This is a genomic window from Haemophilus sp. SZY H53, from assembly GCF_054332375.1.
This window is the reverse complement of record NZ_JBTGNV010000009.1, coordinates 1-15108: the sequence shown is the minus strand read 5'-3', so window position 1 is coordinate 15108 and position 15108 is coordinate 1. Positions and strand designations below refer to the sequence as shown.

14 protein-coding genes and 1 pseudogene are annotated in these 15108 nt (G+C 38.9%); 8 read left to right on the top strand and 7 right to left on the bottom strand.

Features of this window, described 5'->3' with window-relative positions; genetic code table 11:
- Positions 1-250 precede the first annotated feature (250 nt).
- Together speF and potE are read left to right on the top strand one after the other, a co-directional pair.
- Positions 251-2413, top strand: coding sequence for an ornithine decarboxylase SpeF (gene speF / locus ACXVWB_RS08825; protein WP_126469984.1), 2163 nt, complete (start codon positions 251-253; stop codon positions 2411-2413).
- Positions 2414-2517: 104 nt separating this feature from the next.
- Positions 2518-3837, top strand: coding sequence for a putrescine-ornithine antiporter (gene potE, locus ACXVWB_RS08820; RefSeq protein WP_112122537.1), 1320 nt, complete (start codon positions 2518-2520; stop codon positions 3835-3837).
- A gap of 101 nt (positions 3838-3938) precedes the next feature.
- Here the strand turns inward: potE and ACXVWB_RS08815 are convergent.
- Positions 3939-4085 (bottom strand): annotated as a pseudogene (locus ACXVWB_RS08815) (SoxR reducing system RseC family protein); the annotation flags it as partial.
- A gap of 176 nt (positions 4086-4261) precedes the next feature.
- Between ACXVWB_RS08815 and pepE the strand changes: the two are divergent.
- The 3 genes from pepE to ACXVWB_RS08800 all read left to right on the top strand — a co-directional run bounded on the left by pepE (position 4262) and on the right by ACXVWB_RS08800 (position 7621).
- The gene (gene pepE / locus ACXVWB_RS08810; protein WP_289902346.1) at positions 4262-4966 is read left to right on the top strand and encodes a dipeptidase PepE; all 705 of its coding nucleotides are present in this window, start codon (positions 4262-4264) and stop codon (positions 4964-4966) included.
- 17 nt (positions 4967-4983) lie between these two features.
- Positions 4984-6279, top strand: coding sequence for a C4-dicarboxylate transporter DcuC (gene dcuC, locus ACXVWB_RS08805; protein ID WP_289902345.1), 1296 nt, complete (start codon positions 4984-4986; stop codon positions 6277-6279).
- Positions 6280-6349: 70 nt separating this feature from the next.
- Positions 6350-7621: a M20 family metallo-hydrolase gene (locus ACXVWB_RS08800; RefSeq protein ID WP_289902344.1), complete on the top strand. Its 1272-nt coding sequence runs from the start codon at positions 6350-6352 to the stop codon at positions 7619-7621.
- Between the two features lie 99 nt (positions 7622-7720).
- Here the strand turns inward: ACXVWB_RS08800 and ACXVWB_RS08795 are convergent, their stop codons facing one another.
- From ACXVWB_RS08795 to ACXVWB_RS08770, 6 genes are all read right to left on the bottom strand, one after another.
- Positions 7721-8161, bottom strand: coding sequence for a SoxR reducing system RseC family protein (locus tag ACXVWB_RS08795; RefSeq protein ID WP_289902343.1), 441 nt, complete (start codon positions 8159-8161; stop codon positions 7721-7723).
- Positions 8155-8922 (bottom strand): class I SAM-dependent methyltransferase, encoded by a 768-nt coding sequence (locus ACXVWB_RS08790; RefSeq protein ID WP_289902342.1) that lies wholly within the window; start codon positions 8920-8922, stop codon positions 8155-8157. Before ACXVWB_RS08790 ends, ACXVWB_RS08795 begins: the two co-directional genes overlap by 7 nt.
- Positions 8904-9995: a tRNA (uridine(54)-C5)-methyltransferase TrmA gene (gene trmA / locus ACXVWB_RS08785; protein WP_289902341.1), complete on the bottom strand. Its 1092-nt coding sequence runs from the start codon at positions 9993-9995 to the stop codon at positions 8904-8906. The genes ACXVWB_RS08790 and trmA overlap by 19 nt, the downstream gene beginning before the upstream one ends.
- Positions 9996-10095: 100 nt before the next feature.
- Positions 10096-10431, bottom strand: coding sequence for a MaoP family protein (locus ACXVWB_RS08780; protein ID WP_289902340.1), 336 nt, complete (start codon positions 10429-10431; stop codon positions 10096-10098).
- A gap of 55 nt (positions 10432-10486) precedes the next feature.
- On the bottom strand, positions 10487-11092 hold the full coding sequence (gene dsbA / locus ACXVWB_RS08775) for a thiol:disulfide interchange protein DsbA (protein ID WP_289902339.1): 606 nt from the start codon (positions 11090-11092) through the stop codon (positions 10487-10489).
- A gap of 9 nt (positions 11093-11101) precedes the next feature.
- Complete coding sequence (locus tag ACXVWB_RS08770) at positions 11102-11368, bottom strand: YihD family protein (RefSeq protein ID WP_289902338.1); 267 nt, start codon at positions 11366-11368, stop codon at positions 11102-11104.
- A gap of 66 nt (positions 11369-11434) precedes the next feature.
- Between ACXVWB_RS08770 and mobA the strand changes: the two genes are divergently transcribed.
- The 3 genes from mobA to ACXVWB_RS08755 all read left to right on the top strand — a co-directional run.
- Positions 11435-12001: a molybdenum cofactor guanylyltransferase MobA gene (gene mobA, locus ACXVWB_RS08765; protein ID WP_458485324.1), complete on the top strand. Its 567-nt coding sequence runs from the start codon at positions 11435-11437 to the stop codon at positions 11999-12001.
- A 78-nt stretch (positions 12002-12079) separates the two neighbouring features.
- On the top strand, positions 12080-12931 hold the full coding sequence (gene htpX, locus ACXVWB_RS08760; protein ID WP_289902391.1) for a protease HtpX: 852 nt from the start codon (positions 12080-12082) through the stop codon (positions 12929-12931).
- A gap of 252 nt (positions 12932-13183) precedes the next feature.
- The coding region (locus ACXVWB_RS08755) for an ESPR domain-containing protein (RefSeq protein WP_458485323.1) at positions 13184-15108 on the top strand (1925 nt) is incomplete at its 3' end.

Sequence of the window (15108 nt, the reverse complement as noted above, 5' to 3'; positions counted from 1 at the left end):
ACAGAGTTGTTCTCTCTGTTTAGAGAGTCTCCACAGATTAATTTCTGGATATTTTTGTATTGCCTAGAACAGGTAAGAAATATCTTTAGGAATTAACTTAATCTTATTTAATTTAAAATAAATATATTCTTACTTTAGTTTTTATAATAAAAAACTAGATAGGGTTATTTTATTCTAAATAAATCTATTGCATTATTAAAATTAATAATGCTGGGTAACTTTACGTCAAAAATAAATGAAGGAGTTCATTATGCCAAACTTAAAAATTGCATATAGCCCAAAAGTTGAACAATATTTCTCTACAAATAGAGAATTAGTTGAGATTGCTAAAACAGACTTTACAGATGTTGCAGCCATCGTATTAAGTTCAAGTGATGTAGGTGAATACCTCGATAGAATTCAAGCAACAAAATTCGGCGTTCCTGTATTCGTTGTTCAAACAGAAGAACAACAAGTGGATCCAAAATTCTATGATTCTATTTACCATATTCAAGATTTAAACGGTTATGACATCAAACTTTATAGCCGTCAAATCGAAACTGCATCGAAACTTTATGAAGAAAAAATGTTACCTCCATTCTTCAAAATGTTAAGTGAATATGTAGAAATGGGTAATATTGCTTTTGACTGCCCGGGACATCAAGGTGGTCAATACTATCGTAAACATCCAGCAGGTCGTTTCCTTTATGACTTCTACGGTGAAAACATTTTCCGTTCGGATATTTGTAATGCGGACGTGAAATTAGGTGACTTGTTAATTCACGAAGGGGCAGCTTGTGATGCACAAAAATATGCGGCTCAAGTATTCAATGCAGATAAAACTTACTTCGTATTGAATGGTACATCTTCTTCAAACAAAGTTGCGTTAAATGCTGTACTTGCTCCAGGCGATTTAGTGTTATTTGACCGTAATAACCATAAATCAAACCACCATGGTGCATTAATTCAAGCGGGTGCAACCCCAATTTACTTAGAAACTGCTCGTAACCCATTTGGTTTCATTGGTGGTATCGATAGTCACTGCTTCGAAGAAGATTATTTGAAATCATTAATTAAAGAAGTGGCGCCTGAAAAATTAAACCAAAAACGTCCATTCCGTTTAGCTGTTATTCAATTAGGTACTTATGACGGTACAATTTATAACGCACGTCAAGTGGTAGATAAAATTGGTCATCTTTGTGACTACATCTTATTCGACTCTGCATGGGTAGGTTATGAACAATTCATTCCAATGATGAAAGACTGCTCGCCATTATTGCTTGAATTAAATGAAAATGACCCAGGTATTTTAGTGACACAATCTGTTCATAAACAACAAGCAGGTTTCTCACAAACTTCACAAATTCACAAAAAAGATAAACACATTAAAGGTCAAGATCGTTATGTAAACCACAAACGTTTCAATAATGCCTTTATGCTACATGCGTCAACTAGTCCGTTCTATCCGTTATTTGCTACGTTAGATGTGAATGCGAAAATTCAAGGTAGTGAAGCTGGTCGTCGATTATGGCATGAATGTGTGAAAGTCGGTATCGAAGCACGTAAATTAGTATTAAATCACTGTGAATTAATTCGTCCATTTATTCCAACCACAATTAAAGGTAAAAAATGGCAAGATTATGACACAGAAGAAATCGCAACTAATCTCGAGTTCTTCAAATTCCACCCAACAGATACATGGCATAAATTTGAAGGTTATGCTGATGAACAATACTTCGTTGACCCATGTAAATTCTTGCTTACCACACCGGGTATTAGCTTAGAAACAGGTGAATATGAAGAATTTGGTGTACCAGCAACCATTCTTGCTAACTACTTACGTGAAAACGGTATTATTCCGGAAAAATGTGACTTGAACTCAATCTTATTCTTGCTCACTCCGGCAGAAACTCTCACCAAAATGCAAACTTTAGTTGCTCAAATCGCCTTGTTTGAAAAACACATTAAACAAGACTCTTTATTAAAAGATGTCTTACCAACTGTGTATAAAAACAATGAAGATCGTTACAAAGGTTACACCATTCGTCAATTATGCCAAGAAATGCATGATCTTTATGTAAGCCGCAATGTAAAACAACTTCAAAAAGATTTGTTCCGCAAAGCGACATTACCAGAATATGTATTAAATCCACATGATGCAAATATTGAGTTAGTACGTAACAAAGTTGAACTCGTTCCGTTGACTGATATTGTTGGTCGTGTGGCTGCGGAAGGTGCGTTACCTTATCCTCCAGGTGTGTTATGTGTAGTGCCAGGAGAAAAATGGAGCACTACAGCACAACAATATTTCCTTGCATTAGAAGAAGGTATCAACACATTACCTGGCTTCGCACCTGAAATCCAAGGGGTTTACTTACAAAAAGACCCTGATGGACGTACTCGTGCATATGGCTATGTTTTAACTGACTATTAATAAAGTGAGGTTGTGAGGATCTTCTTCATAACTCTCTCAGCACAAACAAAAAAGTGCGGTTAAAAACATCTGATTTTTTGACCGCACTTGTAGGAGTATAAATTATGAGTGCTAAAAGTAATAAAATTGGTGTGGTACAACTCACCATTCTTACCATGGTTAATATGATGGGTTCTGGTATCATTATGTTACCGACTAAATTAGCCGAAATTGGAACCATTTCAATAGTATCTTGGCTGGTCACAGCGGTTGGCTCAACTGCATTAGCATATGCATTTGCCCAATGTGGAATGTTTAGCAAAAAATCTGGTGGTATGGGCGGTTATGCGGAATACTCTTTCGGTAAAGCCGGTAACTTCATGGCAAACTACACTTACGGTGTATCATTAGTTATTGCCAATACAGCAATCGCAATTTCTGCGGTGGGTTATGGTTCAGAGCTTTTCGGCGCAATCCTTTCACCACTTTCTATCGCATTATGGACTATCTTCACTCTTTGGCTTGCAACCGTTCTTAACTTTGGTGGTGCAAGAATCACCGGTAATATCAGTTCATTTACCATTTGGGGCGTAATTATTCCTGTGGTAGGTATTTCTATCATTGGTTGGAAATGGTTTGATGGTTCAATGTATGTAAACTCTTGGAATCCACACAATGTACCAACTTTTGAAGCGATCGGTGTATCTATTTCAATGACATTATGGGCGTTCTTAGGGTTAGAATCAGCTTGTGCTAACGCAGATGCCGTTGAAAATCCAGAGAAAAACGTACCAATTGCAGTACTTGGTGGTACCTTAGGAGCAGCAGTAATTTATATCGTTTCAACTAACGTGATTGCAGGTATTGTACCTAACCTTGAACTTGCTAATTCAACAGCGCCATTCGGTTTAGCCTTTGCTCATATGTTTGATGAAACTGTCGGTAAAGTTATCATGGGCTTAATGGTGATGTCTTGCTTTGGTTCATTATTAGGCTGGCAGTTCACTATTGCTCAAGTATTCAAATCTTCAGCAGAAGAAGGTTATTTCCCAGCATTTTTCAAAAAAGTTACCAGTAAAGATGCACCTGTTGTTGGTATGATTACCATTACTGCGTTACAAACTTTACTCTCTTTAATGACAATCAGCCCATCATTAAATAAACAATTTAACGTGTTGGTGGACTTAGCAGTGGTTACAAACGTCATCCCATACTTACTCTCAATGGCTGCTCTCGCAGTGTTATTGAAAGCGGAAAATGTTGCGCCACAAAAATATAAAACAACCGTTTTTGTTGCCTTTATTGGTTCACTCTATAGTATCTATGCACTTTATGCAGCCGGTGAACAAGCGATGTTATATGGTTCAATTGTGACCTTTATTGGTTGGACATTGTATGGTTTTGTTTCTTACAAATTTGATCTTAAAAAATCACAAGCTAATTAAAAAAGAAACGCCCACATCTTAATGTAGGCTCTTTCGAGTAGTAATAAGCTAAGTACAAAAGAGCGGTTGAAAATTTAATTGTTTTCAACCGTTCTTTTTATTTAGGACAATACTCTTAACAACACAAGCTGAAATTCTGTTTGTTGGCCGAGTTTTCGGGTGTAACGTTTAACTATGACAAAGGAAAGTGCGGTCAACATAAAGATTAAAATCGCACGGATGGTCTCATTTTCACTGATATAACATGAAATAAAAGCCAGTTTTTCAATTAAATTTTGAACACGATTAAGATTAATTGACATAGTTTTCTCCTGATACGGTTTATTTTTTGATATTCGTCAAACAATAATAATTTTTCGTTGAAAATTAACCTTTTCTAAGCGTAATATCGGTATTGCTAAATGCCTCTAAAAAGGAGTGGAAAATGAAAAACATGTTACTGCTCAGTAGCTCAAAATACAAGAACACAGGTTATCTTGAACACACCATACCTTGGTTACAAAATTTCTTGGCTGATTATCATGGTAAAACAATTGCTTTTGTGCCTTATGCTGGGGTACGCCGCACTTTTGATGAATATGAAAAAACTGTGCAAAATGCACTCCCTGATTTAGGGATGAATATTGTTTCCGTTCATCATGGTGAGCTGCATCGAGATATCATTGAACAATCAGATGTCATCGCTATTGGCGGCGGGAATACATTTTGTTTGTTAAAACAACTTTATGAACACAATTTGATTGATATCATTCGTGAAAAAGTAAATAACGGTACGCCTTATTTTGGTTGGAGTGCTGGGGCCAATGTAGCTGGTGCATCCATTATGACAACTAATGATATGCCGATTACTTATCCTCCTTCATTTCAAGCATTACAACTTTTTCCTCATCAAATTAATCCGCACTTTATTTCAGGTAAAATGCAAGGCCACAATGGAGAAAGCCGAGAAGAACGTTTGGCAGAATTTTTACTCGTTAATCCAACTGCATTTGTATATGCATTACCTGAAGGTTCTGCGCTTCATATACAAAATGAAATGGCAACTGTGTTGGGCGAAAATCCTATTTTGTGCTTCAGTGAAAATATGGAATGTGGCACATTTGACATCAATACAACTTTTTCTTATTAACTTAAAAGGAACATATAATGGAATTATTTAAATCCATCGTTGCAGTGATTGGCATTATTGCCACAATTTATTTTCTGATTAAAAAAGCCGAAACCCGAACCGTTTTGATTGGTGTCGGTTTAATAATGTCTATTCTGACGATTAATCCAATGGGCGCATTAGATGCTTTTGCCAAAAGCATGACATCGGGCGGATTAATTATGGCTATCTGTTCTAGTATGGGTTTTGCTTATGTAATGAAATACACTCAATGTGATACTCATCTGGTGCATTTACTTACCAAACCATTAAGCGGATTAAAATTCTTCTTAATTCCGATTGCAACAGTCATCACCTTTTTCATCAATATTGCTATTCCTTCTGCTGCTGGTTGTGCTGCTGCGGTTGGCGCAACATTAATTCCCGTTTTAAAAAGTGCGGGTGTTCGACCAGCTACTGCTGGGGCAGCTATTTTAGCAGGGACTTTTGGCTCAATGATGAGCCCAGGTTCTTCTCACTCAGCAATGATTAGTGAAATGTCAGGCTTAACTATCGCTCAAGTAAACCTTTCACATGCGCCATATAACATGATTGCGGGAGCAATAGGTGCGGTTGTTTTAACAATTCTTGCGCTTGTTTTTAAAGATTATGGTGAACAACATCGCCAAGCTTATCTCGCAGAACAAAAAGAAAGTGAAATTAAAGTTGTTGAAGGCGTCAATGTACTTTATGCCCTTGCACCATTAATACCATTAGTTATTTTAGTGATTGGTGGAACGTCATTACAACAAGTACAGGGTCTTGAATGGACTAAAATGGGTGTGCCTCAAGCGATGTTGATTGGTGCAATTTATGGCATTATAGTCACTCGTATTTCTCCAGTGAAAATCACTGAAGAATTTTTCAATGGTATGGGAAATTCTTATGCAAACGTACTTGGTATCATCATTGCAGCCAGTGTATTTGTAGCAGGTTTAAAATCTACGGGCGCAGTTGATGCTGCAATTTCTTTCTTAAAAGAATCCAACGAATTTGTACGTTGGGGTGCAACAATTGGACCATTCTTAATGGGCTTAATTACAGGTTCTGGCGATGCTGCAGCGATTGCCTTTAACAGTGCCGTCACACCACATGCTGTAGAACTCGGATACACTCATGTAAATCTAGGTATGGCAGCAGCCATTGCGGGTGCAATTGGTCGTACAGCTTCACCAATTGCAGGTGTAACCATTGTTTGTGCAGGCCTTGCGATGGTAAGCCCAGTAGAAATGGTAAAACGTACCGCACCAGGCATGATACTTGCTGTTTTATTCTTAGCATTATTTATGTTGTAGAAATAATAAAAAATTGACCGCACTTAAATAAAGTGCGGTCAATTTTTATAGACTTTTAAAGGAGAAAAAAATGAACTTAGATTTAAATCAACTTGTTAAATGGCGTCGTGAATTTCATCGTTTTCCAGAAATTGGTTGGAGTGAATTTTGGACAACTTCTCGCATTGCAGATTACTTGGAAGACTTAGGTTGTTTTGAAATTTTTCTTGGTAAACAGATTATAAATCCTGACTTTGTTCGTGGACGAAAACAAGCCGTAGTAGATAAAGGCTTAACTAATGCAAAAGCCTATGGAGCCAATGAAAAATGGCTCGAAAAAATGGAAGGATATACTGGTTGTGTGGCATTATTTGATTCAGGTAAACCAGGAAAAACTATTGCATTACGTTTTGATATAGACTGTGTGAATGTAACGGAAACTCGTTCACCCGAGCATATTCCAAATAAAGAAGGTTTTGCCTCAATTAACGATGGTTTTATGCATGCTTGTGGACATGATTCACACATTACAATAGGTTTAGGCATTGCATTATGGATCGCTCAGAACAAAGATAAACTCACTGGAAAAGTAAAAATTGTATTCCAACCAGCAGAAGAAGGTGTTCGAGGTGCAGCAGCCATTGCACAAAGTGGCATAATTGATGATGCAGATTATTTTGCTTCTTCACACATTAGTTTTTGCGCAAATACAGGCACTGTTATTGCTAATCCAAGAAATTTTCTTTCCACTACAAAAATTGATATTCGCTATAAAGGTAAACCAGCCCACGCAGGTGCTGCCCCCCATTTAGGTCGTAATGCTTTATTAGCTGCAGCGCATACAGCCACTCAACTTCATGGTATTGCACGCCATGGTGAAGGCATGACAAGAATTAATGTGGGTGTGCTAAAAGCGGGTGAAGGACGAAATGTCATTCCATCCTCTGCTGAATTACAATTAGAAGTGCGGGGAGAAAATAAAGCAATTAATGAATATATGACTGAACAAGTCATGCAAATAGCCAAAGGTATCTCCATAAGTTTTGATGTAGTGTATGAAACTGAAATTGTAGGTGAAGCCGTGGATATGAATAATGATGTTGAACTTATAAAACTCATCGAAGAAATATCTCTTGAACAACCACAAATAAATAACGTAAATTCAGATTATGCTTTCAATGCAAGTGAAGATGCGACTATTTTAGGTAGACGTGTACAAGAACACGGAGGCAAAGCTATTTACTTCATTCTTGGTGCAGATCGAACAGCAGGTCATCATGAAGCTGAATTTGATTTTGATGAAAATCAATTGTTTACTGGGGTTAATATTTATATTTCTTTAGTACAAAGATTATTATCTTAATAGAAAAGCCTACATCTTCATGTAGGCTCTTTCGAGTAGTAATAAGCTAAGTATAAAAGAGCGGTTGAAAATTTAATTGTTTTCAGCTGTTCTTTTTATTTAGGACAACACTCTCAACAAAACAGGCTGAAATTCTGTTTGTTGGCCGAGTTTGTGGGTGTAACGTTTAACCATCACAAAGGAAAGTGCGGTCAAAATAAAGATTAAAATCGCACGGATGAGCTCATTTTCACTGATATAGTTAGAAAGTAATGTTGCAAACAATAGAGTGAAAAGCGGCACGATATACATTAATAATGCAGAAAATAACATGGATTTTTCTTCTAGACCGATTTCTACCATTTGGCCTGCACGGAGTGGCGTGATGGTTTCTACCGTGAAGATATGTTCACCTCGTTTTCCGTTAAGCTCAGAAAGGGAAGCTGTTCCACAGGCTTCTCTAGCCGAACAAGCTCCACAGGCACTTTGTGATTGACATTTCACTTTAGCAAGGCCTGTTTTCGCATCATAGCTCATTACAACTGCACTTTCTTTTAGCATTGTGCTTCTCCCATATAAATATCAAAGCGGTGATTTTTGGTTTCACGACTAACATGGGGCGCTTTTTGCGCTAAGAATTCCGCATAATCAGGACGTTTTACCACCACGCGTTTACGGGCTAATTGTAGCGCAGGTGTCAAGAGCTCATCGGCATCCAAATCTGCACCAACCAAATGTTGGAATACCCGCATTTCTTTTTTAACTAGGGCGGATTTTTGCTTGTGTGGATACATTGGATCCAAATACACTACATCGGCACTCTCGGTTTGTGGATTAAGTTCGGCAATATGATGAACATCTAGTAATTGCATATTTTGTTGCATCATTTCACCTATTTCTGCATCCTGATAGGCGCGGTTGAGTCCATCCTGCAATAGCAAATATACTACTGGATGACGTTCTACTAAGCGCACTTGGCAACCGATAGAAGCTAAAACAAAGGCATCTCGACCAAGCCCTGCTGTGGCATCAATCACGGAAGGCAATTCTGAGCCCTTAATGCCTACAGCTTTGGCAACTGCCTCACCACGACCTCCACCGAATTTACGACGATGAGCCATCGCACCGGCTACGAAATCTACAAAGACATCGCCCAACTTAGGTTCATCCAGTTTACGTAGGGCAAGGTGGGTTTCGGTTCGCACCAATGCAAGCGGGCTTTCAGTACAATGCTCAATACCAAAAGGGGAACAAAGTGCGGTCAATTCCGACGATGTTCCCGCTTCAGCAAGCAGTTGAATTTTTATTTTCTCACCAGCCATACGCCGCTTTCCATATGATCTGTATAAGGGAATTGATCAAACAGCGCCGCTTTTTCAATGCGGTGGGTTTGGCTTAGGGTTTGCAAATTCTCACAAAGGGTATGTGGATTGCAGGAAATATACAAAATACGATCGTAATTCTGCACCAGTTTTACCGTGTCAGGGTCAAGCCCTGCTCGTGGTGGATCCACAAAAATCGTATTGCATTGATAGGCTTTTAAATCAATGCCTTTTAAGCGATTAAACTCACGTACGCCATTCATGGCTTGGGTAAATTCTTCTGCCGACATACGGATAATTTGCAGATTATCTATGCCATTTTTCGCAATATTAAATTGTGCAGCCGCAACAGATGGCTTGGCGATTTCGGTAGCAAGTACTTTGCGGAAGTTTTGTGCAAGGGCGATGGAGAAATTACCGTTACCACAATACAGTTCCAATAAATCCCTTTGCGAACCTTGGGTACAATCAATCGCCCATTCCAACATCTTGCAATTTACCGCTGCATTAGGCTGGGTAAAGCTGTTTTCCACTTGGCGATAAACATAATTACGCCCTTTCACCGGTAACACTTCATCAACAAAATCCTGCTCTAAACAGATTTTTTGTTTACTCGCACGACCAATCAACTGCACATCAAAACCAAGTTGTTGTAATGCTTCTTTTAAGCGTGTAGCAGCGTTTTGCCATTCTTCTGTGAGTTGCTTGTGGTAAAGCAGGCTGACAATAATCTTATTGCTGAGCGTGCTCAAATAATCAATTTGGAACAGTTTTTTATGTAATACTTCCTGAGTTTTTAACAATGGCAGTAAGGTTTTCATCATGCGATTGATCAGTTCGCTGGCAATTGGGAACTCATCCACTCGATAACGCTGTAAGGTGCTTTGGTCAAACATGATGTGATAAAAATCGCCTTTATCATGCCAAATACGAAATTCTGCACGCATCCGATAATGGCTAGTTGGCGAATCAAACACGGCGATTTCTGGGGCGTTAAAGGGCTGCAAAAGTGCGGTCAGCTTTTCGGTCTTTTTTTGCAGGAGTTCGGTATATTGGGAAATGGGTAGTTGCATTGATGTTTACGTTTGAATGATAAATATCCCACAGCCCTTGGCAAGCATGGGGATTGGTAAAAAAGCAAAAGGCAAGCTTCTGCCTGCCTTTTAAAATGTATTATTCGCCAGAATAATCTTCGCCACCAGAAGTCGCTTCGCTCACATCACCCGATAAGGTGTAAACACGTTTTGTGGTGTTGATGCGAGTACGATATTTATTCCACGTTTTTTCGAAGAAAGTTTCCGGCGCACGTTCACCACGGCAAAATGCAACAAATTCTTTTTCTTCTTGTGTCGCTGGATTGCGTTCACCTAAATCTAATGCTTTAAACGCTTGGCCATATTGCTCTAATACTTGGGATTCTTTGATTGTATAATCACCGTGACGGGAAAATCCGCGTGGGTAGTTTTTGTCGTCAAAAAAACGACGAGTAACACTGAAACTAGCAGCCATAAAATCATCTCTCTTCTTTATATTTAAAAACGGCAGGCATTAAACCAATTTTTTTTTATTTTTGCAATAAACCTTTCACGGTTTCTACATAATCTTTGACGAAATCGTCGTAATTTAAGCCTTCAGGGTTTACACGGTATTTGCCATTGACATAGAAATCAGGTACGCCACGTACTTGGAACTGTTCCGCTGCATTTACTTGTTTATTCACTAAACCGTTTACAGCAAAGCTGTTGATGTTGTTATCAAATTGCTCAGCTGTAACGCCGTTATCAATGAAGATTTTGCGAATATCGTTCATTGAGCTTAATTTATCTTGTTGTGCCGCTTCGAATAAAGGCGCTTTCACTTTGTTTTCAGCACCAAGTGCCATCGCTAATGCCCATGCACGAGTGAGGTTTTCAGATTGACGACCTAAGAAATTAACGTGATATTGTTTAAATTCAGTACCTTTTGGTAAGCTTTCTGCAACTTGTTTTGGAATGTGGTATTCCATTTCAAAGGCATAGCAATGTGGGCAGTAGAAAGAGAAGAATTCAATGACTTCTGGTTGTACGGAAGCGGTTTGGCCCACTTGAATGTATTGTTTCCCTTCTTCTAGATTAGCTGCGAATGCATTAAATGAAAATAAAGCACCGAGTAAAAATAAAATGTTTTTCATTTGTTTTCCTTATTTAATAATTCCGCGCGCTTTTAACAATGCGGTTTTAAAATCTTCTTCATAATCTTTTTTGATGCCTGGAATTGGCTCAAATTTATCTGTGCCGTGCATTTTTAAATGATAAATAATAATTTCATCAGATAATTCTGCTACCGATTTATCAAATCCCGCTTCATCAGCAATTTTTTGCAGAATTTGTAGCAAGCTCAGATCTGGGTCTTTAGACCAATAAGGTTGTAAAAGTTCCAATACTTCATTTAAACGCTTACATTTCATTGCTATTTCCTTTTAAATGGAGAAAAATAAGGCTAGATCATACTTCAAATAAGGCAATAAGAAAATATGAAATACATAATAAGTGCGGTTATTTTGGCGGGAGGAAAAGCACGGAGGATGAATGGGGCGGATAAAGGCTTACAACTTTTAAAAAACAAACCATTAATTAGCCATGTGATTGAGCGCTTACAGCCTCAAGTGGTTGATATTTCAATTAATGCTAATCGTCACCATGCGGAATATGCACAATGGGGGTTTCCTGTATTTTCAGATGAGTTGCCTGATTTTCAGGGACCATTGAGCGGTATGTTAACAGCACTCGAACAAGCTAAAACGGATTTCGTGCTTTTTGTGCCTTGTGATAGCCCGTATTTTCCGCAAAACTTATTAGAAAAACTAAAAAGTGCGGTTAAAAATGACCGCACTTTGATGGCTTATGCAAAAGATAAAGCGCGTGAACACCCGACATTTTGTTTGATGTCAGTTCAGCTTAAAGAGAAGTTACGCGCTTATTTAAACCAAGGCGAACGTCGTTTATTACAATTTATGAACAAAAATGGCGCGGTTGCTGTCCAATTTGACGAACAAGAAGGACGATTTGTAAATTTTAATACCTTAGAAGATTTACAATAAATTATTTGTTTAACCTTGAATTTTGTAAAAAATTCTCCATTATTGCCGTGTTTACTTTCTAGTTTATTGAGGAACTTTATTATGATGCGAATCCTTTTATTTTTAGCCACTAACTTTGCTGTGATGCTTGTGTTAGGGATTATTTTAAATGTGACCGGTATTGCAGGAAATAGTACAGGTGGCATTTTAATTATGGCGATGCTTTTTGGTTTTGCCGGATCATTGATTTCATTATTTTTATCAAAAACTATGGCATTACGTTCTGTGGGTGCAGAGGTGATCACCGAACCACGTAATCAAGCTGAACGTTGGTTGGTTGAAACGGTACGTCGTCAAGCGCAACAAGCAGGCATCCCAATACCGGATGTCGCGATTTACCATTCTAATGATGCGAATGCTTTTGCGACGGGTGCAACTAAAAACAATTCTTTAGTGGCAATTAGTACGGGTTTATTAAACGCCATGACGGAAGAAGAAGCTGAAGCGGTATTGGCTCACGAGGTCTCACACATCGCAAACGGTGATATGGTGACTATGACCTTATTACAAGGCGTATTGAATACCTTCGTGATTTTCTTATCTCGCGTGATTGCTAATGTGGTAGCAAGTTCTCGTAATGGTGATGAAGAAAGCCGTAGCTCAGGTATTTACTTCTTGGTTTCAATGGTGTTAGAAATCTTGTTTGGTATTTTAGCGAGCATCATCGCAATGTGGTTCTCTCGTTATCGCGAATACCGCGCAGATGCAGGTTCTGCACAACTTGTCGGTAAAGAAAAAATGATTGCGGCATTGCAACGTTTACAGCAAATTCATGAGCCGCAAGAGATGGAAGGTTCACTTAATGCCTTTATGATTAACGGTAAACGTAGTGAACTCTTTATGAGCCATCCTCCGCTAGAAAAACGAATCGAAGCATTGCGTATATTATAAAAAAAACCTATACACACTTGGTGTATAGGTTTTTTTATTACCTTGAAGATCACGGTCGGTCTGCCTTCTCATTATTGTATTTTTTCTGTTCTTGTTTGATTCATTAATTTGTCATAGAATTGATAGGCTCATCTGTTTGTAGGCTTTTTAGCCTTATTGAGCGAAAATGACATTTCTATGTGTATATTTGCAGTATGTATTTTTGTATTGTAAATAAATTTATTTTTAATCATTATTTAGGATAATCGAAAAGTGAATAAAGTATTCAAGATTATTTGGAATAAAACCACGCAATCATTAGTGGTGACTTCCGAATTAGCAAAAGGGGAAGCAAAAGCCTCATCCTCGAGTTCATCAAAAAATTCCACAACGGGAAAGTTTTTTAAACTATCCGTTTTAGCCTTATTTTTTTCTCAAATCTGTGATGTCGCTTATGCTGCAGTAACAGCAGGAAATCGAGATACAGCAGTTAGAACTGACGACAGAGGTGCTATCGCCATTGCAGGAGGGACAGCAGGTGACCCAAAGAGTACAAGTCTTGACCAAGGTAATGGGCCTATCGCCATCGGTTGGGGAGTAAAAGCCGTCAAAAATGGTGATATTGCGATTGGTGGTAAAGACAATTTAGCGACAAGCGTTAATGGTGGGAATGCCATCGGTTTTGGGGTTAAAACCCTTGTAACAGCCTCTAAAGGCGTGGCGATAGGTTCCGATGCACAGGTGCTTGCAAATAGTGGTTTAGCCCTTGGTGAAGGCGCTGTCGTTACGGCTGGTAATGATCAAGCTCATAGCATTGCTTTAGGTTCAGGCTCTTATAGTTTGTCAACATCGACAAGTAACCTAGATATTACTTATAAAAATAAAGATGGGCAAGATGTTACTGCGGTGTCAGCAGGTAAAAACAATATTGGCACACTCTCTATAGGTAATGCTGGCTCAGGTGGTAAAACCCCATTTACTCGCCAGATTGTTAATGTTGGTGCGGGTGAAATAGCGGAGTCCAGTACAGACGCTGTAAATGGTAGCCAACTTTATCACGTATTAACAAAAAGTGGCTTTAATGTTAAACAAGCAGGGACGGATACATCGCGCATTACAAACAACAAAAACGTTAATTTTGTAAATGGTGCTTATACCACCGCAAGTGTGGCATCAACTGCGTCAGGCGCAGACGTTACGTTTAATGTGAAGACACAAGATATCACAGTGAGCAAGGGGCGAGCATCAGAAGCAATCGATGATGATGTTGTGGCAAGAGCAAAAAATGTTGCTAAAGCAATTAATACGGTAGCGGATTCAAAAGCGGATAAAGAGACCGAGTATCAGTTTCGTGTTGGAGGAGAAGTAAAGAAAACGTGGAATCTTGGTACAGGAAATAGAATTAATTTTGCCGTTGAGAATACAGGCGATCTTGAGGTTAAATATATCGATGATGCGAATGGTACGGTGCAATATGGTTTATCTCAAAAAACCAAAAATAATATATCGAATGCTTTAACTACAGCGCAACAGGCAAGTACATCGGCCTCTTCAGCAACAACAGTTGCCAATAATGCATTAAATGTATCGCAAACAGCGAGTACAGTGGCCTCATCTGCTCAGAATACGGCTAATTTAGGTTTAACAACAGCTCGCACTGCAAGCAATTCAGCTTCAGCGGCTTATCAAGTGGCGACTGGCGCCCGCGATACGGCAAATGCAGCAAGTAGTGCAATCAGTGCGCTACATCAGCGACAGTACAAGTTTAATATTGCGAATAACGCTAATAAATTAAAGAATGATAAAGGTGAAGCTGTTGGTTGGGATCTTAAGAACAATGGCGGTGTAACATTTGGTGCTACTGATGATCTTGAAGTTTCCACTGATAAGATGGGTAATATTGTCTACGGTTGGTCGCAAACTTCAAAAAATACGATTAGTTCAGCGGTTTCAAATGCAGTAGGTGCAGCAAACTCTGCAAAATCTTCAGCTTCAGCGGCAAGCAACAGTGCAAGTTCTGCGCAATCTTCCGCATCCGTGGCAAGTAATAGCGCAAGCTCAGCAGACAGTTCAGCGTCAGCGGCAAGCAATAGTGCAAGCGCAGCGGACAGTTCAGCTTCGGCAGCATCTAACAGTGCATCTGCAGCGGACAGCTCAGCATCAGCGGCAAGCAACAGCGCAAGTGCAGCAGACTCTTC

Bases quoted from the DNA above. Each gene is read 5' to 3' on its own strand.
- speF (WP_126469984.1), top strand. From the start codon at position 251: ATGCCAAACTTAAAAATTGCATATAGCCCAAAAGTTGAACAATATTTC.
- potE (WP_112122537.1), top strand. From the start codon at position 2,518: ATGAGTGCTAAAAGTAATAAAATTGGTGTGGTACAACTCACCATTCTT.
- pepE (WP_289902346.1), top strand. From the start codon at position 4,262: ATGAAAAACATGTTACTGCTCAGTAGCTCAAAATACAAGAACACAGGT.
- dcuC (WP_289902345.1), top strand. From the start codon at position 4,984: ATGGAATTATTTAAATCCATCGTTGCAGTGATTGGCATTATTGCCACA.
- ACXVWB_RS08800 (WP_289902344.1), top strand. From the start codon at position 6,350: ATGAACTTAGATTTAAATCAACTTGTTAAATGGCGTCGTGAATTTCAT.
- ACXVWB_RS08795 (WP_289902343.1), bottom strand. From the start codon at position 8,161: ATGCTAAAAGAAAGTGCAGTTGTAATGAGCTATGATGCGAAAACAGGC.
- ACXVWB_RS08790 (WP_289902342.1), bottom strand. From the start codon at position 8,922: ATGGCTGGTGAGAAAATAAAAATTCAACTGCTTGCTGAAGCGGGAACA.
- trmA (WP_289902341.1), bottom strand. From the start codon at position 9,995: ATGCAACTACCCATTTCCCAATATACCGAACTCCTGCAAAAAAAGACC.
- ACXVWB_RS08780 (WP_289902340.1), bottom strand. From the start codon at position 10,431: ATGGCTGCTAGTTTCAGTGTTACTCGTCGTTTTTTTGACGACAAAAAC.
- dsbA (WP_289902339.1), bottom strand. From the start codon at position 11,092: ATGAAAAACATTTTATTTTTACTCGGTGCTTTATTTTCATTTAATGCA.
- ACXVWB_RS08770 (WP_289902338.1), bottom strand. From the start codon at position 11,368: ATGAAATGTAAGCGTTTAAATGAAGTATTGGAACTTTTACAACCTTAT.
- mobA (WP_458485324.1), top strand. From the start codon at position 11,435: ATGAAATACATAATAAGTGCGGTTATTTTGGCGGGAGGAAAAGCACGG.